Source organism: Pelosinus baikalensis (genome assembly GCF_020819555.1).
Lineage (GTDB): Bacteria > Bacillota > Negativicutes > DSM-13327 > DSM-13327 > Pelosinus > Pelosinus baikalensis.
Map to the genome: position 1 here is coordinate 38,877 of NZ_JAJHJB010000016.1, position 25,132 is coordinate 64,008.

Below are 25,132 nucleotides of genomic sequence, written 5' to 3' on the forward strand. Positions count from 1 at the left end.
GTATGGCAGAACTTACTTATATATCATACTAAGCTCAGGTAAAAAAGTCTAATAGAAATTCTAAAAAATGTTGACTTTTCGAGACGACTGGTCTATTATTTAATTATGAAAAACACGACAAAAGAAAAATTAATTAAAGCAGGAGCCAAAGCAATGGTAGCAAAAAGTTATCATGCTGTAGGGATACAAGAAATACTGACAACAGTAGATGTTCCGAAAGGATCGTTCTATCATTATTTTGAATCGAAAGAAGCCTTTGGTATAGCCATTATTGAGTATTATGGAGAACAATTAGCCAAGTCCATTGCAGAAAAATTAGCTAATGAAAACGGTTCTCCTAGAGAAAAAATACAAAACTATTTTTTAGGTATTCGGGATTATTATGCCATGTATGGCTGCGGCAGAGGATGTTTGGTTGCTAAACTGGCAATTGAAGTGGAAAATCCCAGTGCCGCTATGGGAGATGCATTAAAACGAGAATTTGATAAATGGACAGCGCTATTTGTGTCTTGTATAAGAGAAGGCCAAAAAATGGGGGAAATATCATTGGAGTATGATGCAGAGTCCATGGCAGAATTCCTATATACTTCATGGGAAGGCGCACTCATTCGTATGCAAGTGAATCGCGATCTTGCACCAATTGATAAATTTATTGAACATGCTCTTGATCGAATCATACCAAGGCAGAATCATGTGGTGAACTAGACTCGTTCGCCACATGGCAAATGCTTTCGATTTGCGGGATATGGGTAATTATACATTTATAGACGACCAGTCTATTTCAAGAAAGGGGTGACCCTAAGGTATGCAATATTTCGTAACTTATGATATAACAGGATTATTGCTCTATCTTAAGAATTCTCAGGGGATGCAGCAGTTATTTGTTGCTGCTGCTGGTAGCAGACCTCTTTTTTTGAATGCCAATTGTATTTAAATCAAATGATAAAGTCGTAGTGGAAAGGAGTCGTAATATGCGTTATGAAGGCGTTGTTTACCGCCCGCCTAGTGAAGCCGGCAGCTTACTGATTCAGGCTACTATTGGTTGTCCCCACAACCAATGCACATTCTGCGGAATGTATAAAGAAAAACAATTTCGCATTCGGTCGGTTGCTGATATTAAAGAAGATTTGAACCAAGCACAAAAAGTGTATCGGAATACAGTGGAGACTCTTTTTTTCCCCGACGGCAATACCATCCTGATGAAAACCTCTGATTTGGCAGAAATCATTCATTACGCGAAAGAGACTTTCCCCAGTTTACAGCGTATTACCATGTATGGTTCTTCCAAATATATCTTACGAAAATCAGAAGAGGAACTGCTTTTATTGCAGAAAAGTGGCCTTACTCGAATTCATTCTGGTATGGAATCAGGCGATGACATTGTATTAAAGCGAATTTGCAAAGGTGCAAGTGCAGAGGAGACGATTATGACGGGGCGTAAGGTAAAAAAAGCGGGAATTGAGCTTAGTGAATATGTCATGCTGGGGATTGGTGGAAAAGAGCGTTCTATGGATCATGCGCAAAATAGTGCTAAGGTACTCAACCAAATCAACCCGGATTTTATCCGCCTTCGTACATTCATTCCTATGGCAGGGACCCAGCTGTATGAGGAGTATCGCCAAGGTGCATTTGGACTGCTGAGTGCCCATGAAGCATTACGCGAAACCAGATTGTTTATTGCCAACCTTGAAGTAACCAGTATGTTATATAGTGATCATCATTCCAATTATGCCTATGTGAATGGACGATTGCCTGCAGTAAAAGAAGAGATGCTGCAAACCATTGATCATTTGCTTACATTGCCCGAAGAGCAGTTTCGTCCGCCTGAAGTGGGAAATCTATAAACGATATCATTGCACAAAAAAATGATTTTATTCGATTATGGTATTGCAATATTCTAAAGCATGGATTAGTATTTAGAATATACAGTTAATTTTTAAGAGCTATTTTTTTCAATGTTACGTCGTAAATATTCACTCTAGTCTAAAAATTATACTGTTTTTTGTTAATTATTTATTTTGCATACAAGATATGTTGATACAAACTAAATAATTTGACAGATAGGAAATAAAGTATTTCTAGATTTTCAATGATTGGTGGCTTACGCCAAATGGCGTATCACATAGATTTTGTCATAATAACAATAAAATGTGGGAGGAAGAAACTATGAATTTTGAACTAACCAAAGAGCAGGAAGACATTCGGAGCATGATAAGAGATTTTGCTGAAAAATCGGTGGCACCGACTGCGGCAGAGCGGGACGAAAAAGAATATTTTCCACGTGAAATCTTTGATCAGATGGGTGAGCTGGGAATTTTAGGACTGCCTTATCCAGAAGAATACGGTGGTGCAGGAAGCGACTTTTTATCCTATGCCATGGCAGTCGAAGAAATATCTCGTGTATGTGCATCAACAGGTATTGGACTTTCGGTGCATGTATCATTGTGTTCCTGGCCCATTTTTCATTATGGAACAGAAGAACAAAAACAGAAGTTTCTCAGACCATTAGCAGAAGGCACAAAGTTAGGGGCTTTTGGTTTGACTGAACCTAATGCTGGCACCGATGCAAGCGCTGCTACTACAACAGCAGTTAAAGATGGAGATCATTATATTTTGAACGGTGCTAAAATCTTCAATACAAATGGCGGGGAAGCAGAAATTGAAGTGATATTTGCCTCTACTGATAAAGCAGCTGGTTTAAAAGGCATGAGTGCTTTTATTGTTGAAAAAGGTACTCCCGGTCTTAGCTTCGGTAAAAAAGAAGTGAAAATGGGTATTCGATCTTCTGTACAACGTGAAGTATTTATGAAAGACTGCCGTATTCCAGCTGCTAATTTGCTGGGGAAGGAAGGGCAGGGCTTTAAGATTGCAATGACTGCCTTAGATGGCGGACGTATTGGTGTTGCTGCTCAATCTCTTGGTATTGCCCAAGGAGCTTTGGAACAAGCCATTAAGTATTCCAAAGAGCGGGTACAATTTGGCAAACCGATCTCCAGCAATCAGGCAATTGCATTTAAGATTGCTGACATGGCGGCTAAAGTGGAGGGAGCAAGGCTACTCGTATATCGTGCTGCCTATCATAAATCCCATCATCTTCCTTACTCCAAAGAAGCAGCCATGGCAAAATTAGTTGCCTCTGATGCTGCCATGTCCGTTACAACAGATGCTGTACAAATTTTTGGCGGTTATGGCTATACTCGTGAGTATCCAGTAGAACGCATGATGCGTGATGCCAAAATCACACAAATATACGAGGGAACAAATGAAGTTCAGCGTATGGTTATTTCAGGTGCTGTTTTACGATAAGAATTACTCGCCAAGACAATCTGCTATGGACAATGCCCTATCTAAATGAGATATGAGCTTTTAAAGAGATAGGGCATTGTGTAAGGTTCTATATAAAAATGCATTAATTATATTAGGAGGCGAAGAGATGGAAATTCTTGTTTGTATTAAGCAAGTTCCTGATACTGCCGAAGTAAAAATCGACCCAGTAACCAATACGTTGATCCGACAAGGAGTACCCAGTATTGTAAATCCTTTTGATAAAAATGCCTTGGAGGCTGCCCTGCAATTAAAAGATAAGCATGGCGGTAAGGTTACAGTGATTTCTATGGGACCGCCTCAGGCGAAAGAGGCATTGAAGGAATGTTTGGCCATGGGTGCTGATAAAGCCATATTAGTCAGTGATCGGGCTTTTGGTGGATCGGATACATTAGCTACCAGCTATACCTTGGCGGCAACCATCCGTAAGATTGGTACCTATGACCTGATATTCTGTGGCAAGCAAGCCATTGATGGGGATACCGCCCAAGTTGGACCAGAGATTGCAGAACATTTGGGGATTGCACAGATCACCTATGTAGCTAAAATTGAAGTGAATGGTGATACGGTTTCCGTAGAGCGTGAGTATGAGGAAGGCTATGGCATCATCGAAGGAAAATTACCTTTGCTGATATCAGTGGTAAAATCTATTAATGAACCTAGATATTCTACGATTAAAGGAACAATGAAAGCCAATCGGGCCGAAATCCCTGTATGGACCATGGCAGACCTTGATGTAGATGAGTAAAGGCTTGGTTTAAAGGGATCGCCCACTCAAGTCCGCAGAATTTTTACACCTCCCCAGCGTACGGAAGGCGTGATCATTCAAAAAGATACAGCATGGGAATCTGTTGCTGTATTGATTCAAAAACTATCGGATGCTAAAATTATATAAAAGAAGGGTGACAGGACAATGGCTATAAAAGTAAACCAAGAAGAATGTATTGCCTGTGGTGCTTGTTTATCTGTATGCCCCTTTGGTGCCATTGTAATGCAGGATGAAAAAGCGTACATAACGGAGGCGTGCACTGCTTGCGGTGCTTGTGTTGATACTTGTCCAGTAGAGGCAATCCTTCGTGAAGAAGAAGATAAAGTTGTGGCTATGGATAAAAGCCAATATAAAGATGTTTGGGTATATTTGGAAGTTAGTGAAGAAAAACTGCGCAATGTTGGTCTGGAACTACTTGGTGAAGGGCGTAAATTGGCAGATGGTATGGGACAAAGCTTAGCGAGTGTTCTGATTGGACATAACGTTGAAGGGTTAGCGCAAGAAGCTTTTGCAGCAGGTTCTGATAAAGTGTATTTGGTAGATGCTGCTGAATTAGCCCAATATAATACGGATAGTTACACTGCGACCTTATTTGATTTAATCAGCAATTATAAGCCATCTGTTATTCTCATGGGTGCGACGAATGATGGTCGGGATTTTGGAGCACGTGTTGCATGCCGTGTGGGAACTGGACTAACGGCAGATTGTACTGGTCTTGGTATTGATGAGGCTACTGGATTCGTTTCCTGGACTAGACCAGCATTTGGCGGTAATATCATGGCGACAATTATCTGTCCGGAACATCGTCCTCAGATGGGCACTGTTCGCCCTTCCGTATTTAAGAAGCCAGTGTTAGATTATAGTAAGAAAGGCGAACTGATTCGCGTAGCTAGTAAAATAAAGCAAGAAGATATGCGGACGAAGCTTATCGATATGATTCACGTTTGTACCGTATCCTGCAATTTGGAAGAAGCTGAAATTATCGTATCTGGTGGGCGAGGTATGTGTAAACCTGAAAATTTCTCACTCGTGGAAGATTTGGCCAATGTTCTTGGCGCTTCCGTAGGGGCATCCCGTGCTACAGTAGATGCGGGATGGAAGCCGGCATTGCATCAAGTGGGGCAGACGGGAAAAACCGTAGGACCGAAGATTTATTTTGCCTGTGGTATATCCGGGGCCATTCAGCATTTGGCAGGTATGTCATCATCTGATCTTGTCATTGCGATTAATAAAGATCCTGATGCACCAATCTTTAAAATGGCTGACTATGGTATCGTCGGCGATGTATTAGAAGTACTGCCGATATTAACTGAGGAATTTAAAAAAATAAAGAGCGCTTGATTTGAATGCAATTTTAAGTGAAAAATCAATGTTTCTAAAAAAATAAGGAGAGGTGTTCGTTATGGGAGAGTATACAAATTTATTAGTAGAGATTGATAGTGATGGTATTGGTACAGTCACCATTAATCGCCCAAAGGCTTTAAATGCGTTAAATGCTGCAACTGTACATGAACTGGATCAACTGTTTGATGAACTAGCTGCTAATGATGCTGTAAAAGTGGTCATCGTTACTGGCAGTGGCGAAAAGTCTTTTGTTGCCGGGGCGGATATACTTGAAATATAAGACTGCTGTAGAGGGCCGACAATGGGGGCAATTGGCACAAGGCGTATTTAATAAAATTGAGAATCTTCCCAAACCTGTTATTGCGGCAGTTAATGGCTATGCCTTGGGTGGAGGTTGTGAACTTGCCATGGCTTGCGATATTCGCATTGCTTCGGAAAAAGCCAAGTTTGGTCAGCCAGAAGTGTCTTTAGGCATACCACCAGGATTCGGCGGAACCCAGCGGTTGTCACGTCTAGTGGGCAAAGGCAGAGCGAAGGAATTATTGTTTACTGGTGATATGATTGATGCTGCTGAAGCCTACCGAATTGGTCTGGCAAATCAGGTGGCAGCTCCCGAAGAACTAATTGGAAAAGCAAAAGCAATGGCTCAGAAAATAATATCAAGAGCACCAATTGCCGTACAAGTTTGTAAAACAGCAGTCAATAGAGGTCTTGATGTGGATCTGACTTCAGGAATCGCCTATGAAGCAGAAGTTTTCGGTCTTTGTTTTGCGACACAGGATCAAAAAGAGGGCATGACTGCTTTCATTGAAAAACGCAAAGCAAACTTTATTGGGAAGTAAAATACTGGTGTAATGGGTGTAATAAAAATAAGGTGATAGAGGCATTGTGCTTCTATCACCTTATTTACCATATCATATTAGCTGTTGAAATTGATAAGAATGCGTTGCAAAATGCTGCGAAACATAAAGATTTCTGCTTCACTAGAGCCTTCTAACATTTTACTTTCAATCTGTTTCATTAATTGCAATATTGTTGATTTATGGCTTTTCGCTTTCTCTGTTAAAATAATTTGGTAAGAGCGCCGATCGTTGGGAGTATCAATTCGCATCACAAAGCCTGCCTTTTCTAAACGATCAATCAGACCAGTAAGTGTTGAATTGTCTAACAAAACATTCTTGCTGAGTTCTGATATGGAGATATTGTCCTTCGTGAACAGGGAATAAAGCACGACTAGTTGTCCTGGTGAGATTTCTAAACCCGATTGATCCAACATTTTCTTTGTATAGGAAAAATGTTTTTGTTCTGATTTCGCTAAAAGAATACACATACTATCAAGGATCTGGAGCAATATCGTATTCACCTCTGAATCATTCTTATAATTGGTATGCAAATTTTATGTATATCAACTATTCTATACGGTTTTTAAGTATTGTCAATAAAGAAGATTGCAGTTTAGGTGGGAGATACTCCAGGAATCAATTTACTATAGGGCAAAGAAACTAGACCATGTCTTAAAAGATGGTCTAGTTTCTTTGCTTTTGTTGAAGTAGTGTATTGCTACCAAAAGATCATATACAAGTATCCTCTTGTAGAAAATATCCGACCCCTCGCACTGTTTTAATATTAGATGAGTTCAATTTCTTACGTAGATAATGAATATAAAGGTCGATATTGGCAATATTGGTTTCAGAGTTGTAGCTCCAAACCTTTTCCATAATTCGTTCCTTGGTAATAACTTGACCAAAATTGCGCATCAGCATTTCTAAAAGTAATGATTCCTTCATGGTGAGATGGATGGACTGGTTGCCTTTTATTACCTTGCCTTTTAACGGATGAAGGGTAAGACCTGCGGCACAAATATTATCTCCAACAAAATCCTTATTCTTTCTTCGACTCAAGGCACGCAGCCTGGCCAGCAATTCTCCTGTGAAAAATGGTTTTGCCAGACAATCGTCAGCACCAGCATCTAATGCTTCAATTCGATACTTTGGCATACTTCTTTCAATGAGAAAAAGGACCGGAGTATTAATTCTTAGACTACGGATTTTCTTTAAAAAGGAGATGCTGTTACTGCATGGAAAAGAGCGGCACAGGAGGATAATATCATGGACTTGTGTTGTGGCCATTTCCACCCCTGTTTCTTCATCTCCTGCAGTATCAACTGCATAACCATGCTTTTTTAAGAGCAGGGACATTGTTCCATTGCTTTTTGATTCTTCTTCCATTAGTAAAATTTTCATTGCTTACCCTCTTATGGTAACTTCCTTGTCTAAATTAGCCTTCCTTGGATTATTTTTCTATTTTAAAAAAAGAATGTTTGAATTGGATTTGATATTTCCATAAAAAATGAGATTATTCGACATTAAGTGGATTATTATTCCTATAATAGCAATTAAATTGTAAAAAAAAGCAAATTTTGATAAATATATATACTTTCAATGAAAAAAAAAAGACAGATACGATAAAATCAATATTATTAGTACGTCTAAACTTGTCCCATGTAAGAAGGAGACGATGAAGGCATCATATGACAAGAAGAAAATGGATGAAGGAGTGCAGGATGTTGCATATAGCTAAGACATTTATATGTTGTATTATGTTTTTTGAAATTATATTTGGCTTTGGGATTTGTTCCGCTCAAATTGGTGTATCGGATATGTATCAGGAAGCGCTATGGATAAACCTGAACCTTTCCAAAGAGCAAAGAGATCAAATTGATGGAATTATTCTAGAGGCAGACAGGCAGATGAGAGCTGTACGAGGCAGACAAAAAATGGTTGATGATCTATATAAATTTGATGATTTATACAACTATGCGGATTCCTTAAGCCAAATGAAAGAGATTCGCATGGATGCAGGCAGTAAAATTACACAAGTGCTGCCTTTAAAAGACCGAGAAATTTTTGAAAGTCAATTGGAGGAAAGCCAACAGCTTACAGAGCGATATACGATGATGATGTTACAATTGGATCTTACGGAAAATCAGCAAACTGATATTGTTACGTCATTGATAAAATCCCAGCAGCGAGTATGGTCTGTTGTTTCTGATACCTCTCTCTCATGGGAACAGAGAAGGCAAAAATTAAAACGCGTAAATGCGATAAATCTTATAACTGGTAAATTAACAACGACTCAGCGATCAGCTTGGAAAAAATGGAATCAATCACTTAATTTATTGAATTTATAACATATAGTATAGATGGCTCAGATTTTTCATTGGTCCATTATCTTGATAAGGCGGTGCATTGAGTGTGATACAAAATCAAGCTAAAATACTGATTTTAAATAAGATACATGAAACGGCAGTAATTTCTCCGAATGCTAAACTTGGCAAAGACGTTGAGATTGGACCTTGTGCGATCATTGGAAATCATGTAACTATAGGAGATGACACTAAAGTTGGAGCAAATGCAGTGATTGATGGCTGGACAAGCATTGGCAGAAATTGCAGGATTCATGCAGGTGCATCCATTGGATCGGATCCACAGGATAAAAAATTCATTGATGAAAAAGGTTATGTGAGGATTGGAGATCATACGCATATTAGAGAGTTTGTAACCATTAACAGAGGGATCGGCAAGGGGAGAAAAACACAAATCGGCTCGAATTGTTTACTATTAGCATATAGTCATGTAGCTCATAATTGTGTGATTGGTAACCATGTAGTGATGTCCAATGCTGTTAATCTAGCTGGTCATGTAGTGGTGGAAGATCGAGTTACTATTGGCGGTTTCGCGGGAATTCATCGGTTTGTAAAAATAGGACGAAATGCTATGATTGGTGGTTTTTCTAAAGTGGTACAAGATGTACCACCTTATATCATGGTGGATGGAAATCTCGCACAGATAGCGGGCCTTAATAAAATTGGAATGGTTCGCGGGGGCGTTGAGGAAGATACCCGTAAAGTAATGAAGCGTGCTTATAAATTGCTATATTATTCGGGACTTAGTATAGAACAAGCATTAGAGGCAATGGAGCAGGAACTGCCTAAATCGGAGGAATTGGAATCCTTCATAACATTTTTACGTAATTCGAAAAGTGGAATCTGCCAAAAGGTGTCCAGACACAAGCGCTAAGAAAGCATGGGTGCTCAAAGCATTATCAGTAATTCGCTGTATAAGGAATTAATCCTTCACACAAACCTATACATTCAATGGATGAGCAATAAAAAAATCAGATCGACCCTAGTAGGGAATCGATCTGATTTTTACTTTTTTTATTTAAACACTTTAATGCGTTCGTCTAATGGTTTAAACTCTTTCTCACCAGGATCTGCAGTTGGTTTTCCAAAAGGAAGCTGTGCAATCAATTTCCATGTTATTGGAACATTCCACTTTTGAATGACTTGTTCTTCGATCAGAGCACCATAATGCTGCAGGGAAGCACCGAGTCCTTCTGCTTCTAATCCAGTCCACACAACCAATTGTACCATGCCGGAAGCATGATGTGACCAAATAGGGAAGTTGTCTTTATAAAGAGCAAATTGAGTTTGGAGATCTTTAATTACAGTTTCATCTTCGAAAAATAAAACAGTGCCATATCCACTTTTAAAAGAATTTATCTTTTCTTCCGTAGGAGCAAATGCATTTTCCGGAACAATCTTTCTAAGAGCTTCTTTGGTGATATCCCACAATATATCGTGTTGCTCTCCTAATAATAGGAGTATTCTAGCACTTTGTGAATTAAATGCAGATGGAGTATGCTTTACAGCAGCTTCAATGATTTCTTGTATCTTTTCATAGGATACAATTTCTTCTTTACTAATACTATAAATCGAACGTCTTGCTTTTAAAGCGGCATAAAAATCTTTGGACATGATTGACACCTCATCTTTACATTTTGATTTTTTATATTTCCAAGCAGGTTTGTATAGAAAGCTGCCTAAAATAATTGTTTGATGCTTCTTATATTATTAGTCAAGTTTTTTTCGAAAAAGATACGGCTTATGCCATTTTTACCAAAGATTTCATGATTTTTCTTTAATTCGCTAGCAATTTTAGAATTTTAGCTTTATTTAATATTTCATGAGTTATAAATTTACCATTAAAAAAAACACTATAACTTGTTATTGGGCAAGTATGATCTTGGGCTTCTTCTTTTGTGGTAATTTGATGAACTCGAATGGGTACCGGAGAATCCTTAGAAAATAAAAGAGCTTCTTGAGCGTAATTCACAGAAAAAGGGCATTGGGCTGTATAATAGATGTCTAAACCAGGGCCCAAGTCAACTCTCAGGGTTTTGGCATTGTCACGAAAATAGGGTATAGGAGATGTCGAATGAAACCTTTTTGCCAATAACTCAAAGTAGGGAGGTGCTGTATCACATACTTCAAAACCACTTTTTAATAAGAATTTTTTATCGGATAAATAGGGTTTTTTCTTATTACTAGAAATGACGGCAATGCCATGCATGCTTTTAGCATCTTTTTCACATTCTTCTAATAGTTTTTTCCCCCAGCCTTGTCCCTTAAATCTGCCAGCCACCCAGTGGCAATTAATGATCATATAGCCAGGGGCATGAATGGGAACCCAGGCATTTTCGGCGGGAAGATACTCAATAAATACTTTACCTCGCTCATTGAGGCGCTTGAACTTTAAACCTTCCAAAAACTGATTGCTGAGCCATTCCTTTTTAAGACGTACACCGGATTCTGATTGTTTATCAGATAGGCAGCAGCATATATGCTCTTTATGAATGGTATCATTCGTTATATCTATGATCTTCATAATAATACTCCCAAATTAAAATCCTTATTTAATATATTAACCATCGTACTTGAAAAACCTTTACCATGTGGGGTAAAGTTGAAAAATAAACTATTTCATCTCAGCTGTATGAAAATCGAATACAAATAATATGATTGCTGCTAGCAAGAATGTGATAGACCAGGCCAAGAAGGGTTTTGAATGATGGATTTTTACAAAAGAAAAAAGAGCAACATCAAACAAGGTTGATATACGCCACGACCAGCCATTTTGATAGGAGATTCCTCCTAATGTGTAATCGATCAATTCAATGGTACTAAAAATGAAAATCCATAAGGCAAAGTAAGCATATTGAAGCAGCCTTTCAGATGAAGGAAAACGGGATAAGAAAATAAATACCGTAGCCGGTAGAGCAATATAAGAGTTAAGTAATTCAACGACAGTAGATGTTGTTACAAAAAAGTCTGGACCAAACCCCCATAAAACATGATGATAGGTCAATAGGGAGGAGCTTAAATTCACAACCATGACAAAAAGCATAGTCGGATAATAGTTCTGGAGATTTTTCCAATCTCCAAAGCGATAAACACCGATGATAAAAGCACATACTAATAAAAGCCTGAAAATAAACAACTCTATCATTTAGCATCCACCTTATTATATTACTTATATAATAGTGTATGTAACTCCTGCATGTACTAATTCTTAATGCATTAAGAAAAAATAATGAATCCCAGAGGGGGAAGGAGAGTTGAAGGATAAATTAAGGTAAATTGTATAAAATAATAATCTTAAAGACTCTATGAACAGTGAGGGATACGAAAAAAATGTTTAGTGTAGAGACGATCGTTACCATAATCGCGGCAGTAATTACATTGTTGTTGTTGATCTTCGCCGTTGATTGGCGATATTTTCGGGATTGGGTTGTTGTTTTTCTCTTTAAATCCGTTATTGACTTCGCCTGGGGGAGTCCAGTTGTGAATTTAAAGTTATTGGACTATCCTATTCGGTTGTTGCCGCATTACTATAACACAAGCATCTTGTTTGAATTATGGGTATTTCCCACTGCGTGTATTTTATATAATCAAGTTACAAGAAAACGAGGCTTATGGCCGATCATTTATTATGCAGCGATATTTAGTGCAGTCATTACTGCCATCGAATATCCTATTGAATTATATACTAATCTGATTGAATATTTGGATTGGAGCTGGTTTACTAGTTTTTATACGATCATGATTACATTTTTAGGTTCAAGAGCTTTTATTGCTTTTTTTCGTTGGGGCTGTAATTATTTTGGGTGTAAATAACATTTCCAATAGCTTCAAAAAAAAACATAAATGAGATTCGAGTAGAAAATCCCTAGGCGATTGTGTATATATTGGTAGACAGTCCTTTTGATAAGTGATAAACTACTGTCATATAGGTGGCAATGAGATAGCAGAGTACTCCATAATCAGCATAGTAAACTTCATTTTATTTGAATGACGATGAACGAATTAGCTGATCAGAACTATGAAGGCTAAAGTACGGATTATACCGGCTTTAACCTTTTTCTTTATTAATAAGAGATGCTAAGAAGAAATGATTTTAACAGTATACGAGGGGGATGGGACATGAAAATTGAAACAAAGGCAATTCATCTTGGGCATGAAATAGATCAAGAGACAGGCGCAATAGCACCTCCTATACATTTGTCGACAACCTTTGAACGTGACGCAGATGGCAGCTATCCTCGTGGTCATGTTTACAGTCGTTTGAGTAATCCGAATCGAGATGCTTTAGAAAAGTGTTTGTGTGGTTTAGAGGGGGGAGAAGGAGCTGCTGCATTTTCCTCTGGTTTAGCAGCGATCTTAAACGTATTCCAGGCATTGCTTCCTGGAGATCATGTCGTCGTATCCCAGGACCTATATCATGGAACTACGCGTATATTACAAGATATTTTAGAACCGTGGGGACTACAAGTAAGTTATGTAGATGTAAATGATTTTTCTCAAGTTCGGGCAATGATCAAAGCGAATACTAAAATTATCTATTTGGAAACTCCATCAAATCCTTTGTTAAAGATAACCGATATCTCTGCTTTAGCAGCCATCGCTCATGAAGCAGGAGCCCTTTGTGTTTGTGATAATACTTGGCCGACGCCTATGCTGCAAAGACCTTTGGAATTGGGAGCTGATATTGTTATCCATTCTACGACTAAATATTTCGGCGGACACAGTGATGTTTTGGGTGGTGCTGTAATCAGTAAAGTAAAGGATGCTTTTTTTGATAAAATTCGTATGCTGCAGCAAATCGGCGGAGCAGTTCCGGCACCCTTTGATTGCTGGCTAGTATTACGGGGCATTCAGACCTTAAGCTGCCGTATGAAAAATCATTCAGAGAATGCCTTAGAGATCGCCAACTTTTTACAAAAACATCCTAGAATCGAAAAAGTACATTATCCAGGGCTAGTTGATCATCCAGGACATGACATTGTATTGCGGCAGATGAGTCAATTTGGTGGTATGCTATCCTTTCAAGTTCGAGGCAATAAAGAAGAGGCCTTGGCATTTATCGGACGGTTAAAGATCATTCAAAGGGCAACAAGCCTGGGTGGAGTAGAAAGTCTTATTGAGCACCGGGCTTCCATTGAAGGACCCCAGAGTAAAACTCCTGATAATTTACTGCGGTTCTCAGTCGGATTGGAAAATATAGATGATCTAATTGCCGATCTGAATGCTGCATTAGAGTAAAATGATTCACGAAAGAGCAACTAAGAAAAATGTGGCTCTTTCTTTAAAACATATAAAACGAAAAAGGAACCACAAAGGCGCAAAGGACACAAAGGGTTTTATTTATATTTTTTGTGTACTCCTTTGTGTGCCGCATCAGCGGCATTGTGCCTTTGTGGTTCATTGCTTTTTTATAACTCTATACATTTTATCTTTCAATTACGACTGCAAATCCTCTGCCGGATTCATCAGTTCGTGCCGCTTCAATGGCTGCATTAAGAGCAAGGAGATTTGTTTGTGCAGCAATTCCGTTGATAACTTATACGATATCTTTTGATTTCATCATTTAAGAAGTTTTTTCAGTCAATACAAAATGTAAAGTTATAAAAAAGTGTAAGATATATTTATAAAATCAAAAGTCAAATAGTCAAATAAAAACATTGACTTTTAATAAGAGAAATTGGTAAAATATTAGTAGAGAAGATGGTTAATATTATGTTAGCAGCACATTATTCTCGGATTAAGATCAAATTCTATCGCCCCAAATACAAGGAAGTATAAAAATGACAGTATTGATGCAAAATTTGATAAAACAGCTGCAAGAAATAAATCTGCAGCTATTGAAGAAGGTAGGTGAAAGGTATGAAATTTATTGACTATTATGAAGTTTTAGGTGTGCCAAAGGCCGCCACTGATAAAGAAATAAAAACGGCATATCGAAAACTAGCCAGGCAATATCATCCTGATGTGCAAAAAGGGAAGGAAAAGAAAGAGGCAGAAGAAAAGTTTAAAGAAATCAATGAGGCATATGAGGTATTAGGTGATGCTTCCAATCGGGAAAAGTATGATAAATTAGGAGAAAACTGGCGGATGGGTCAAGAATTTCAGCCGCCACCCAATGCTTCTGGGTATCAGACGTATCATATGGATGGAATGGATGGCTTTGGTTTCAGCGATTTTTTCTCCTCCATTTTTGGGCAGGAGTTTTCTAGCCAGCGAGATGGTTATGGGAGAGGTTATCAGGCAAGGCAGCCTAGATATGAAGGGGACGATGTGGAAGCCACAATCAGCCTGACAGTGGAAGAACTGATGGCGGGAGCAGAGAAAGAAATTCAAATTCATGTACCAGTCATTTGTGCTGCCTGTGAAGGGCAGCGCTTTACCAGCAGGGGCGTGTGCAGTACCTGTAAGGGGGCAGGAGTCACGGAAGAACATAAAAAGTTAAAGGTGAAAATTCCTGGTAAGTCTTATCCTGGCACTGTGTTGCGTCTAAAAGGAATGGGGGGCAAAGGTTCTAATAATGGTGCAAATGGTGATTTGTATCTTCATGCAGAGATGAAACCTCAGTCCAATTGGCGTGTTATCAACCAGATTGACTTAGAGGGCGATTTGACGATTTATCCGGAACAAGCTGTTTTAGGGGATCTGGTTTCCGTGCATACTCCATCGGGGATAGTTGAAGTGAAGATTCAGCCAGGAACTCGTTCTGGTCAGAAACTTCGTTTAAAAGATAGAGGATTTAAGAAGAATGCAACTTTGGGGGATTTGTATATAAAAATTCAGATTGATATTCCGCGGAATCAAAAGACGGAAGAAATGGAGCTTTATAAACAGATTTATGCCCTGCGCCACAAAAAAATATGATTAAGGCTGTTATGTTCGTTATATAGAGGAGGTAAATAGTATGAATCAAGATCAATACACGCAAAAGGCATTAGCTGCCCTTTCAGAAGCGCAGCAATTAACTGCGCTGCATTACCAGCAAGAAGTAAGTACCAGGCATTTATTATTAGCACTAGTCAAAGAAGAAGATGGCATGATTGGGCAAATTTTGGCTCAATCACAAATTGATGTTAAACTCTTAAAGACCAAGGTAGAGAAATTAATCACGAATCAGCCTTCCGTTCGCGGTCAAGAGGGCAGTCTGCGTATGAATACGGCAATGATTCGGGTGCTGGGTTTAGCGGAAAAAATTGCATCAGGTATGAAAGATCAATTTATCAGTACAGAACATTTATTACTAGCTGTTGTAGAAGATGGTGATAGTGATGTGGTGGAAGTCTGCAGGGAATTTGGGCTGCATCGCAGTCGCATTCAACAGATTGTAAAGGAATATCGTCAAGGACAGCGGATTACCAGCGACAATCCTGAAGAAGGATACCAGGCATTGTCAAAATATGGGCGGGATTTGACCGAAATGGCTAAACAGGGGAAATTAGATCCTGTTATTGGTCGAGATGAAGAAATTCGCAGAGCAATAGAAATACTATCTCGCCGTACCAAGAATAATCCTGTGCTGATCGGTGAACCTGGGGTTGGAAAGACAGCGATTGTAGAAGGGTTAGCTAGGCGCATTGTAGCTGGGGATGTACCAGAAACTTTGAAGAATAAAAGCTTGTATTCCTTAGATCTTAGTTCTTTAGTGGCTGGTGCCAAATATCGAGGTGAGTTTGAGGAACGCTTGAAAAATGTTTTAAATGAAATTGTTAAATCAGAGGGAAAAATTCTCTTGTTCATTGATGAACTTCATACGGTAGTGGGAGCTGGTGCTGCGGAAGGAGCTATGGATGCTGGCAATATTTTAAAACCCATGCTTGCAAGAGGTGAACTTCGTTGTATTGGTGCTACCACTTTGAATGAATATCGTAAACATATCGAAAAAGATGCTGCTTTGGAGCGTCGTTTCCAACCGGTTCTTGTGGATCAGCCTACAGTAGAGGATACGATTTCCATATTAAGAGGCTTAAAGGAGCGTTATGAAATTCATCATGGCGTTCGAATCAAGGATAGTGCTCTGGTGTCGGCAGCTGTACTGTCAGATCGGTATATCTCCGATCGCTTCTTGCCTGATAAAGCGATTGACTTGGTAGATGAGGCTGGTGCGAAATTACGTACAGAAATTGATTCGATGCCCAGTGAGCTAGATGAGATTTTGCGCCGGGTGATGCAGCTTGAAATTGAAGAACAGGCTCTTAAAAAAGAGAGTGATGCTTCTTCCTTGGAGAAACTGAATACGATTCAAGAGGAACTAAAAAACCTGCGTCAAGAAACAGATGTGCTGAGAGTCCAATGGCAGGGAGAAAAGGAAGCTATACTGCGCCTGCGTGGTTTGAAAAAGGAAATTGAATCTGTCAAAGCCGAGATGGAGACTGCGGAAAGGGCTTATGACCTTACTCATTTGGCAGAGCTCAAATACGGTAAGCTGCCAGAGTTAGAAGCACGGTTAAAAAACGAAGATGAATTACTAAGCAAAAAACACAATGATAAAGTTCTGTTAAAAGAAGAAGTCGGTGAAGATGACATAGCTAAGATCGTTAGCCGCTGGACTGGTATTCCGGTTAACCGTATGTTAGCGGGAGAACGAGAAAAACTGGCTAATTTAGAAAGCATTTTGCATACAAGAGTCGTAGGTCAAGAGGATGCTGTGCAGGCTGTCAGTGAAGCCATCATCAGAGCGCGGGCAGGAGTGAAAGATCCGAATCGTCCAATTGGCTCCTTCATCTTCCTCGGTCCAACAGGGGTTGGTAAAACGGAATTGGCAAAAACCCTGGCAGAAGTATTATTCGATGATGAGCGCAGCATGATTCGTGTAGACATGAGTGAATATATGGAGAAGCATACCGTCGCTCGCTTAATTGGTGCTCCTCCAGGTTATGTTGGTCATGATGAAGGAGGACAATTAACAGAAGCGGTACGTCGTCGCCCTTACAGCGTAATTTTGCTGGATGAGATTGAAAAAGCTCATAGTGACGTATTTAATGTTCTGCTGCAAATATTAGACGATGGACGACTAACAGATGGAAAAGGCAGAACCGTCAATTTTAAAAATACAGTTGTTATTATGACATCCAACTTAGGATCGGCTGAAATTTTACAAAATGAGTTTGAGAGGGCTAAAGAAAAAGTCCTTAGCATGCTCAAGTCTCATTTCAGACCTGAATTCTTGAATCGCATTGACGATATTATTGTCTTTAATGCCCTGACAGAGCAGCAAGTTAGTAAAATTGCCGGAATCCTATTGGAAAACTTGAATAAACGTTTGCAAAAGCAGATGAATATTACCTTGGTTTGGGATGAGGCGGTTTTAACATTACTATCCAAGAAAGGGTACGATTCTGCATTTGGTGCTCGGCCACTACGCCGCCAGATTAGCAGGTCTATCGAAACAGAGTTAAGCAAAAAAATAGTCCGTGGTGAAATCATGGAAGGCAATACCGTTAAACTAAAAGCGCAAGACGGCACAATCATCTTAACCCCGGTAGTAGATGCTGTAAGTCTTTAAATAATAAACTCCTGCAAACGTTGCAGGAGTTTATTATTTTATGGTAAATAGAATGAAGTATTAAAGTCATTATTAATAGGAGGACTGTACATGCCAGTTACATTAGATGGAAAGTTAGTAATTGCCATCTCTTCACGTGCTCTTTTTGACTTAGATGCCAGTAATAAAATTTTTGAAGAAGAAGGAGAAGAACAGTACACAAAATATCAGATTGAACATGAAAATGAGCTGCTGAACCATGGAGTGGCGTTTCCATTAATAAAACGTCTGCTGAAGCTGCGAGATCCTGAAACGGGAGAACCTATGGTAGAAATTATTCTGATTTCCAAAAATGATCCAAATACTGGCTTGAGAGTTTTTAATTCCATAGAGCAGCATAAATTGGATATTACCAGGGCTGCATTTACTAGGGGACGGTCGCCATATAAGTATTTAAAAGCCTTTAAAGCCGATTTATTTTTATCTGCTAATCCCGAGGATGTATCACTTGCCCTTGAAAATGGGCATGCCAGTGCTACCATTTATGCAGGAACGTATGTAAAGCAAGAGGACGATATGGAGGAAATTCGCATTGCTTTTGATGGTGATGCGGTTATATTTAGTGATGAAGCGGAAAAAATATATCAGCAGATGGGTTTAGAAGAATTCAAAAAACATGAAGCGGAAAAAAGTGAAATACCGTTGCCGCCTGGTCCTTTCATGTCTTTTTTAACGTCCTTAAATAATGTGCAGAAGGCTTATAAAGATAAGGAGAAGAAGACAATACGAACAGCACTTGTGACAGCACGAAATGCGCCAGCCCACAAAAGAGCAATCAAGACATTGCGGTCATGGGGAATTACAGTGGATGAAGCTTTCTTTTTAGGAGGATTGGATAAAGCAGCCATTTTAGAAAGCTTTAACCCCCATATCTTTTTTGATGATCAACATACTTACTGCATTAATGCTTCAAAAGTAGTACCAACAGGGCATGTACCAAGCGGTGTAACAAACAGTTACTGATTATTAGGAACATAAAAAAAGAAGCCACTCCAAGGAAATACATTGTATAGGGGGACGAAAAATGAGTGACAAATTGTTAATAAGTAATGCCTTTCAGACTTTTTTAACGGAGGCTCCAGAACATCAAAAGGTCTGGATGGAGACGGTGAAAAAGTGGGGTGAGGCAAGTCAGCTAGATAAGAAAACAGAAACTCTTTCCTATCTATCTGTATTAGCAGTATTAAGATTGGAAGGCGGACTGCCTTTTCATGTAAAACAAGCGAAAGCAGTAGGAGCGACCAGAGAAGAAGTCATAAGTGCTATTCTAGTGGGACTGCCAGCAGCAGGAAACGTTGTGATCCAATCCTTACCAATCGCTTTGAGCGCTTATGATAATGAATAAGATAACCATAGGTTAGCTGCATTACCGAACATAGGTGAAAGGGGCTGTCGCATTAGCGATTATAATTATATCGCTAACGACAGCTTTTCCCTTGCAAAAACCAAGCTACTAGCTTGTCTTGGCATTAAGGAACCCCTCCCTGCCCCCTTTAGCAATAGCCGATTTGTGCTGCTAGAACCATTTCGCTAGAAGTAACATCTTTTTCATTGTATTTATCGTCCTTAACGCCTTAACATTAACTTCGACACTGCTGGGCGTTATTTCCCCCTTGACCGAAAAGTTTAGTATATCTTGAGACAAGGATCCTGTCCCTTTCAGGCAGGAGTTTTTTGTTTATACGGTAAATTTTAAAAAAGGAATGTGTTAGGAGGGAAATCTTATTTTATGCATAAGAAATTAGTTTATACTATTATATTAATAATTCTGCTTGTATTGGGAGTTATTAATAGTTTTTGGGAATTTGAATATAATGTTAATTCGCTTGAGTCTTTCGGGAAATCCAATGAGCTTACCAGGGAGGAACGGGAGTGGCTGGATCAACATGGGGATATTATCTATGGAGCTGACAACAATGCGCCGCCATTAAGATATATGGATGAAGAAAGTAAGCAATATCAAGGTATTGTTATAGATTATATCAGAGCTTTATCTATCGAATTGGAAAAAGAAATAAAGGTTAAGCCGTTGGTTTGGAATCAAGCCCTAGATAGTCTGGCAAAAGGGGAAACAGACATTTGTGATATGTATCCTTCCGAAGAAAGGGCAAAGTATTATCTTTTTTCCGAGCCTATATATAATGAAAAATCTATTATTTTGGTTCCTAGGGATAATCAGGAAATTAGTCACTATAATGATTTACGGAATAAGGCGGTCGCGGCTCAGGAAGGAGATTATGTTTGTGAATTTCTAAATTCAAAGGTTGATAGTATTGATTATGTATATGCACCGGATTACTATGGGGCGATTATGCGTTTAAAAGAAGGAAAAGTAAGCGCGGTAGTAGGGGACGAACCGGTAATCAGCTGGCTGATTGATAAATTGAATTTGGAAAATGAATTTAAAATCCTTGAGAATCCCATTTACGAAAAGGAATGTGTTTTAGCAGTTCCCAAATCGGAAAAAATTCTTCTTAATATAATCAATAAAGGGATTTATAATCTGAACCGGAAAAATACGATGGCAAAGATACAGCAAAAATGGTTTGGTATATCGGCACCTTTTATAAAACAAAAGATATTGGAAAAACTAGGTTTAAGTGTTGGAATATTTAGTATTGTAATACTTATGAGCTTTTTCCTGTTCTATACATGGAATTATCAATTAAAAAAAGAAGTACAAAAAAGAACTGAAGAGTTATATATGAGTAGAAATGATTTGGAAACTACTTTCAATGGGTTAATCCATTGGATGATTATCGTGAATAAGGACTACCGCATAGTTGAAGTCAATAAATCTTTTTGTGACATAATGAAACATGACAAAAATGACATAATTAATAAAAAATGCCGGGAATTTCCTGGAAGCTTATGTACTGCTGACTGTGATAGCTGTATAATCAACAGGACGCTGCTTGAAGAGAAAAACTTGCAATATGAGTTTAAATATCGAAATAGAATCTATGAAATGAGTACTTTTCCGCTTAAGGATAATTTAAAAAATACACATAGGATACTTATTATGATTAAAGATATTACAAGTTCCAGGGTCGTTGAACAGCAGCTTTTGCATTCCAATAAAATGGCGGCCATAGGTCAGTTGGCAGCAGGGGTAGCTCACGAGATTAGGAATCCGCTGGGCTTAATACGAAATTATTGCTATCTTCTGAAAAATGATATGAACATAAATCACAATGTATCTAAAGAAGCCGTTAGTGTTATCGAAGCTTCTGTTGAAAAAGCGAGTAATGTCATAGAAAATTTACTTAATTTTTCTAGAATTTCAGGTAATAGCAGAGAAAATATCAACATTAGAGATTGTATTAGTAGTATTATAAAACTGGAACATAAAGTAATGGTCAAAAGAAATATTCAAGAAGAGATTATATGTGACACGGATATCATATGTTATGTAAATCAAGAGTCAATAAAGCATATTTTTATTAATCTGATTGCCAATGCCATTGATGCGATGCCTGATGGCGGAGTACTAACAATTCGCTGTGAGAAAAAACAGGATACGCTGTTTATTTCATGTTCAGATACTGGAATTGGGATTAATGAAAAGGATCTGGATAATATTTTTAACCCCTTTTTTACTACGAAGCGGCTGGGACAAGGGACCGGTTTGGGGTTATATATTGTATATAATGAAGTGCAAAAATTTGTCGGAGATATTAAAGTTTCAAGTAAACTGGGGAAAGGTACTGATTTTTATATTACGCTGCCATTAAAGGGGGAAGATATAACTAATGAAGAGCAATAACAATTTGAAGATACTGGTAGTAGATGATGAAAAAGAATATAGAGAAGTTCTTCAGATGATACTGGAGAGTAAAGGATATATTACAGAGACGGCCTGCAGCGGTAAAGATGCTTTGGAAAAATTAAAACAGAAAAATTTTAATTTGGTATTGTCTGACTTAATTATGCCGGGAATGAGTGGGATCGAACTTTTGGAGCAGATAATAGAAAAGCACCCTGAAACGGAAGTAATTATTGTAACAGGATACGGCACAGTTCAAAATGCAGTAGAAGCGATGAAAAAAGGAGCGTTTACATATTTTATAAAGAGTCACGATCCTGAGGAGCTTCTCATAGAGATAGGTAAAATCAAAAAGCTAGCAGGTTTGGAAAATAATAATGAACTGGTGCGAAGCCAGCAAATAGATCATAACTTCATGCTAAAAACCAAGAATTCGAGATTTAAAAAAGTACTGGATATAGCGGAAAAAGCAGCGCAAAGTAATATAAATATTTTGATATTGGGAGAGTCTGGCGTGGGGAAAGAAGTTTTTGCCCACTATATTCACCATTGCAGTGACCGGAGAGGACGATCTTTTATTGCTATCAACTGTCATGCGTTAGCCAATAATGTACTTGAATCAGAGCTATTTGGCCATGAAAAAGGTGCTTTTACCGGTGCGGTAGAGCAAAGAAAAGGAAGATTTGAAGCAGCACACGGCGGTACACTTTTTTTAGATGAAATAGGGGAAATATCTCTTAGTACGCAGGTCAAGCTGTTAAGGATAATAGAATTAAAAGCAATTGAAAGAATTGGAAGTAATAAATCAATTGATGTGGACTTTAGGCTTATTTGTGCAACAAATAAGAACCTGCACAAGTCGATTCTGGAGGGTGAATTTAGAGAAGACTTGTTTTATCGAATGAGCACCATTACAATAGAAATTCCACCTCTTAGGGATAGAAAAGAGGACCTGACGGATTTAATAGACTTCTTCTTTAAAAGATCAGAAGCTGAACTTAAAAAGAAAGTGAATCAAATAGAAAAGGGAGTCATGAATTTTCTTTTCTATTATGATTATCCGGGAAATATAAGAGAGTTAAAAAATATCATCGAGCGATTAGTGGCTTTATCAAGCAATGGTATCATAAAAGAAGTTGATTTGCCGGAGTATAAAAAGGGCGAACAATGTAACAATGAAATTGTCGAAGTTAAATCTCTCAAAGATGTGAGAAAGGAATTTGAAGCCAAGTATATTGCAGAAGTCCTTGAACTGAGTGATTATAATATGTCGGCAACGGCAAGAAAATTAGATATAACGAGAAGACAGTTGTTCAATAAAATTACAGAATATAATCTAAAATAATAAGATACAGAAAATTGGACCGGGTTGGCATTATATTATAGATATTTTGTCAACCCGGTCCAATTATCCGCAGGCGCTAACAGGAAATAAATTTCCTATTAGCGTGGAAATTTATTTCCCTAAGATATATCTTTTTTAAAATGATATATCTTTTTTTGTCTAAATAGCCGTAAAATTGGCACAAAATGCTTGCGATTTGACTTTGGCATGGAATTTGCTTTTATATATTTTGTATCTATATGAACCTGGAAGGAGATGGAATGAAGATCGTAGCAGGTTTTTGGGATATAAACTAATAAAAGAGAGGATTTGGAATTATGTCGGATAACATTAAATTACCATCATTGGGACAAGCATTTTTCGTATTAGGTGGTTTTCTTGCTTTAGCATTTGCTTGCCAAGCATTCAAGATCGAAATCCATTTGGCATTATTTTCAGGATGGTTTTTAGCTCTGCTTATTGGCAAATTGGTAGGTCATAGTTACAAAAGCATGGAAGAAGCAATTACTGATGGTATTCATAATGGTATGAATGCAGTGATTATTCTTTTAGCAGTCGGTGCTCTTGTCGGAACATGGATTTCGGGTGGTGTTGTTCCCAGCCTGATTTATTACGGATTGAAATTGATTCATCCATCTATCTTCTTATTAGCCACTTTGCTTATTTGCAGTATTACTTCACTTTCAACAGGTACTTCATGGGGCACAGCTGGTACCGCAGGAATTGCTATGATGGGAATTGGCGCGGGGCTTGGCGTACCGGCACCAATAACAGCAGGTGCGGTATTATCCGGTGCATACTTCGGAGACAAGCTCTCGCCTTTATCGGATAGTTGTATAATAACCGCTTCTATGACGGAATTAGATGTAATTGATCACGTTAAAGGTATGTTGCCGGTCTCTCTAATAAGCTATATTATTACAGCTATTGCATTTACAATTACCGGATTTACTGTTGTTGGAAATAACACAGTAGATTTAAGTAAAGTGAATGCGGTTATGGATGCTATTAACAGTATGTATCATGTTAGCCTGCTCAGCTTAATTCCCATGGTGGTGGTCCTTGCGTTGCTGGTAATGAGAATGCCGTCAATTCCCGTGATTACCTTTGGTGCGGTCTTAGGTATTATTTGGGGTATAGTCTTCCAAGGCTTATCGCCGGTTGAAGCAATAACGACCGCTTGGGCCCAAATTCCTAAACATTCTGGTTTGGTATTCATAGATAATATTTTGAGTCGTGGTGGAATGAGTTCTATGTTGTGGTCAGTGGGCATCATTCTTTTTGGTCTGGGTTTTGGCGGCCTCTTGGAAAAAATTGGAATATTAAAAGTTATTGCCCAAAAAGTGGAAAAAGGGATAAAATCAGGCGGTTCATTGTCAGTTATGACAATTATTGTTGCTTTCCTTGGTAATTTATTTGGTAGTGCTATGTATGTTTCATTAATTTTAACACCTAAAATTATGGTGGGAAAATACGATGAATTAGGTTATGACAGAAGGGTTCTTTCCAGAAATTCCGAATTTGGCGGTACTTTGACATCAAGTATGGTGCCATGGAGTGATAATGGTATTTTCATGGCCGGTATTTTAGGTGTGGGAACGCTTCAATATTTGCCATATATGTGGCTCACCTTTGCTTGTATCGCAGTTACTATTTTCTGTGGTTATACTGGCCTGTTCATGTGGAAAAAGAATGAAGAGCAAGTTCTGGCACAAAAGGTATCCTCTTAAGTGTATGCCTGAGTAAGATAAATTCTGGAATGGCTTGAATTCCCTTCGATGTATTGACTTGCTCGCAAGTAGAACACACAAAACTAAAGGGCTTAATGCAGAATTGTTAGT

At 38.4% G+C, this 25,132-nt stretch carries 21 protein-coding genes and 3 pseudogenes; 18 read left to right on the top strand and 6 right to left on the bottom strand.

From position 1 onward, the window contains the following. The first annotated feature begins 105 nt into the window (after window positions 1–105). The 7 genes and pseudogenes from LMF89_RS12600 (at window position 106) to LMF89_RS12625 (ending at window position 6,279) form a co-directional block, all read left to right on the top strand. Complete coding sequence (locus LMF89_RS12600) at window positions 106–705, top strand: TetR/AcrR family transcriptional regulator (RefSeq protein ID WP_255711285.1); 600 nt, start codon at window positions 106–108, stop codon at window positions 703–705. 100 nt (window positions 706–805) lie between these two features. Then, on the top strand, window positions 806–934 hold the full coding sequence (locus tag LMF89_RS25795; RefSeq protein WP_255711286.1) for a hypothetical protein: 129 nt from the start codon (window positions 806–808) through the stop codon (window positions 932–934). Between the two features lie 37 nt (window positions 935–971). Then, a complete protein-coding gene (locus LMF89_RS12605; RefSeq protein ID WP_229535391.1) occupies window positions 972–1,844 on the top strand; it encodes a radical SAM protein in 873 nt (290 codons plus the stop codon). Window positions 1,845–2,166: 322 nt separating this feature from the next. Next, window positions 2,167–3,306 carry an acyl-CoA dehydrogenase gene (locus LMF89_RS12610; RefSeq protein WP_007931159.1) on the top strand — a complete coding sequence of 380 codons (1,140 nt, stop codon included), beginning with the start codon at window positions 2,167–2,169 and terminating at the stop codon, window positions 3,304–3,306. Window positions 3,307–3,433: 127 nt separating this feature from the next. Further along, window positions 3,434–4,219 (top strand): annotated as a pseudogene (locus LMF89_RS12615) (electron transfer flavoprotein subunit beta/FixA family protein). 18 nt (window positions 4,220–4,237) lie between these two features. After that, the gene (locus tag LMF89_RS12620; RefSeq protein WP_229535392.1) at window positions 4,238–5,434 is read left to right on the top strand and encodes an electron transfer flavoprotein subunit alpha; all 1,197 of its coding nucleotides are present in this window, start codon (window positions 4,238–4,240) and stop codon (window positions 5,432–5,434) included. A gap of 61 nt (window positions 5,435–5,495) precedes the next feature. Next, a pseudogene (locus LMF89_RS12625) lies at window positions 5,496–6,279 on the top strand (short-chain-enoyl-CoA hydratase). Window positions 6,280–6,356: 77 nt separating this feature from the next. On the opposite strand, the gene LMF89_RS12630 reads toward LMF89_RS12625, so the two are convergent. Both LMF89_RS12630 and LMF89_RS12635 read right to left on the bottom strand, forming a co-directional pair. Further along, window positions 6,357–6,800, bottom strand: coding sequence for a MarR family winged helix-turn-helix transcriptional regulator (locus LMF89_RS12630; RefSeq protein ID WP_229535393.1), 444 nt, complete (start codon window positions 6,798–6,800; stop codon window positions 6,357–6,359). 208 nt (window positions 6,801–7,008) lie between these two features. Then, window positions 7,009–7,680 carry a response regulator transcription factor gene (locus LMF89_RS12635; protein ID WP_229535394.1) on the bottom strand — a complete coding sequence of 224 codons (672 nt, stop codon included), beginning with the start codon at window positions 7,678–7,680 and terminating at the stop codon, window positions 7,009–7,011. 320 nt (window positions 7,681–8,000) lie between these two features. On the opposite strand from LMF89_RS12635, the gene LMF89_RS12640 reads away from it, so the two are divergent. After that, window positions 8,001–8,627, top strand: a complete 627-nt coding sequence (locus tag LMF89_RS12640; RefSeq protein WP_229535395.1) for a hypothetical protein — start codon at window positions 8,001–8,003, stop codon at window positions 8,625–8,627. A gap of 64 nt (window positions 8,628–8,691) precedes the next feature. Then, the gene (gene lpxA, locus LMF89_RS12645; RefSeq protein WP_229535396.1) at window positions 8,692–9,516 is read left to right on the top strand and encodes an acyl-ACP--UDP-N-acetylglucosamine O-acyltransferase; all 825 of its coding nucleotides are present in this window, start codon (window positions 8,692–8,694) and stop codon (window positions 9,514–9,516) included. A gap of 140 nt (window positions 9,517–9,656) precedes the next feature. Here the strand turns inward: lpxA and LMF89_RS12650 are convergent, their stop codons facing one another. From LMF89_RS12650 to LMF89_RS12660, 3 genes are all read right to left on the bottom strand, one after another. Next, window positions 9,657–10,256: a nitroreductase family protein gene (locus LMF89_RS12650; RefSeq protein ID WP_229535397.1), complete on the bottom strand. Its 600-nt coding sequence runs from the start codon at window positions 10,254–10,256 to the stop codon at window positions 9,657–9,659. A 163-nt stretch (window positions 10,257–10,419) separates the two neighbouring features. Further along, window positions 10,420–11,166 (bottom strand): GNAT family N-acetyltransferase, encoded by a 747-nt coding sequence (locus LMF89_RS12655; RefSeq protein ID WP_229535398.1) that lies wholly within the window; start codon window positions 11,164–11,166, stop codon window positions 10,420–10,422. Window positions 11,167–11,256: 90 nt separating this feature from the next. Continuing rightward, window positions 11,257–11,787, bottom strand: coding sequence for a CBO0543 family protein (locus LMF89_RS12660; protein WP_229535399.1), 531 nt, complete (start codon window positions 11,785–11,787; stop codon window positions 11,257–11,259). 185 nt (window positions 11,788–11,972) lie between these two features. Here LMF89_RS12660 and LMF89_RS12665 point away from each other — a divergent pair, with 185 nt between their 5' ends. Together LMF89_RS12665 and LMF89_RS12670 are read left to right on the top strand one after the other, a co-directional pair. After that, window positions 11,973–12,455, top strand: coding sequence for a CBO0543 family protein (locus LMF89_RS12665; RefSeq protein ID WP_229535400.1), 483 nt, complete (start codon window positions 11,973–11,975; stop codon window positions 12,453–12,455). A 306-nt stretch (window positions 12,456–12,761) separates the two neighbouring features. Then, window positions 12,762–13,880, top strand: coding sequence for a trans-sulfuration enzyme family protein (locus tag LMF89_RS12670; protein ID WP_229535401.1), 1,119 nt, complete (start codon window positions 12,762–12,764; stop codon window positions 13,878–13,880). Between the two features lie 193 nt (window positions 13,881–14,073). On the opposite strand, the pseudogene LMF89_RS12675 reads toward LMF89_RS12670, so the two are convergent. Continuing rightward, window positions 14,074–14,178 (bottom strand): annotated as a pseudogene (locus LMF89_RS12675) (methyl-accepting chemotaxis protein); the annotation flags it as partial. Between the two features lie 323 nt (window positions 14,179–14,501). Between LMF89_RS12675 and LMF89_RS12680 the strand changes: the two are divergent. The 7 genes from LMF89_RS12680 (at window position 14,502) to nhaC (ending at window position 25,021) form a co-directional block, all read left to right on the top strand. Next, window positions 14,502–15,503 (top strand): DnaJ C-terminal domain-containing protein, encoded by a 1,002-nt coding sequence (locus LMF89_RS12680; protein WP_229535402.1) that lies wholly within the window; start codon window positions 14,502–14,504, stop codon window positions 15,501–15,503. Between the two features lie 40 nt (window positions 15,504–15,543). Continuing rightward, window positions 15,544–18,141: an ATP-dependent chaperone ClpB gene (gene clpB, locus LMF89_RS12685; protein WP_229535403.1), complete on the top strand. Its 2,598-nt coding sequence runs from the start codon at window positions 15,544–15,546 to the stop codon at window positions 18,139–18,141. A 90-nt stretch (window positions 18,142–18,231) separates the two neighbouring features. Continuing rightward, entirely contained in the window at window positions 18,232–19,143 is a 912-nt protein-coding gene (locus LMF89_RS12690; protein WP_229535404.1) for a 5'-nucleotidase, read from the top strand. Between the two features lie 61 nt (window positions 19,144–19,204). Further along, entirely contained in the window at window positions 19,205–19,525 is a 321-nt protein-coding gene (locus LMF89_RS12695; RefSeq protein ID WP_007957128.1) for a carboxymuconolactone decarboxylase family protein, read from the top strand. 384 nt (window positions 19,526–19,909) lie between these two features. Next, entirely contained in the window at window positions 19,910–21,946 is a 2,037-nt protein-coding gene (locus LMF89_RS12700) for a transporter substrate-binding domain-containing protein (protein WP_229535405.1), read from the top strand. After that, complete coding sequence (locus LMF89_RS12705; protein WP_229535406.1) at window positions 21,933–23,291, top strand: sigma-54-dependent transcriptional regulator; 1,359 nt, start codon at window positions 21,933–21,935, stop codon at window positions 23,289–23,291. The genes LMF89_RS12700 and LMF89_RS12705 overlap by 14 nt, the downstream gene beginning before the upstream one ends. Window positions 23,292–23,608: 317 nt before the next feature. Continuing rightward, entirely contained in the window at window positions 23,609–25,021 is a 1,413-nt protein-coding gene (nhaC, locus tag LMF89_RS12710; RefSeq protein WP_229535407.1) for a Na+/H+ antiporter NhaC, read from the top strand. Window positions 25,022–25,132: the final 111 nt, after the last annotated feature.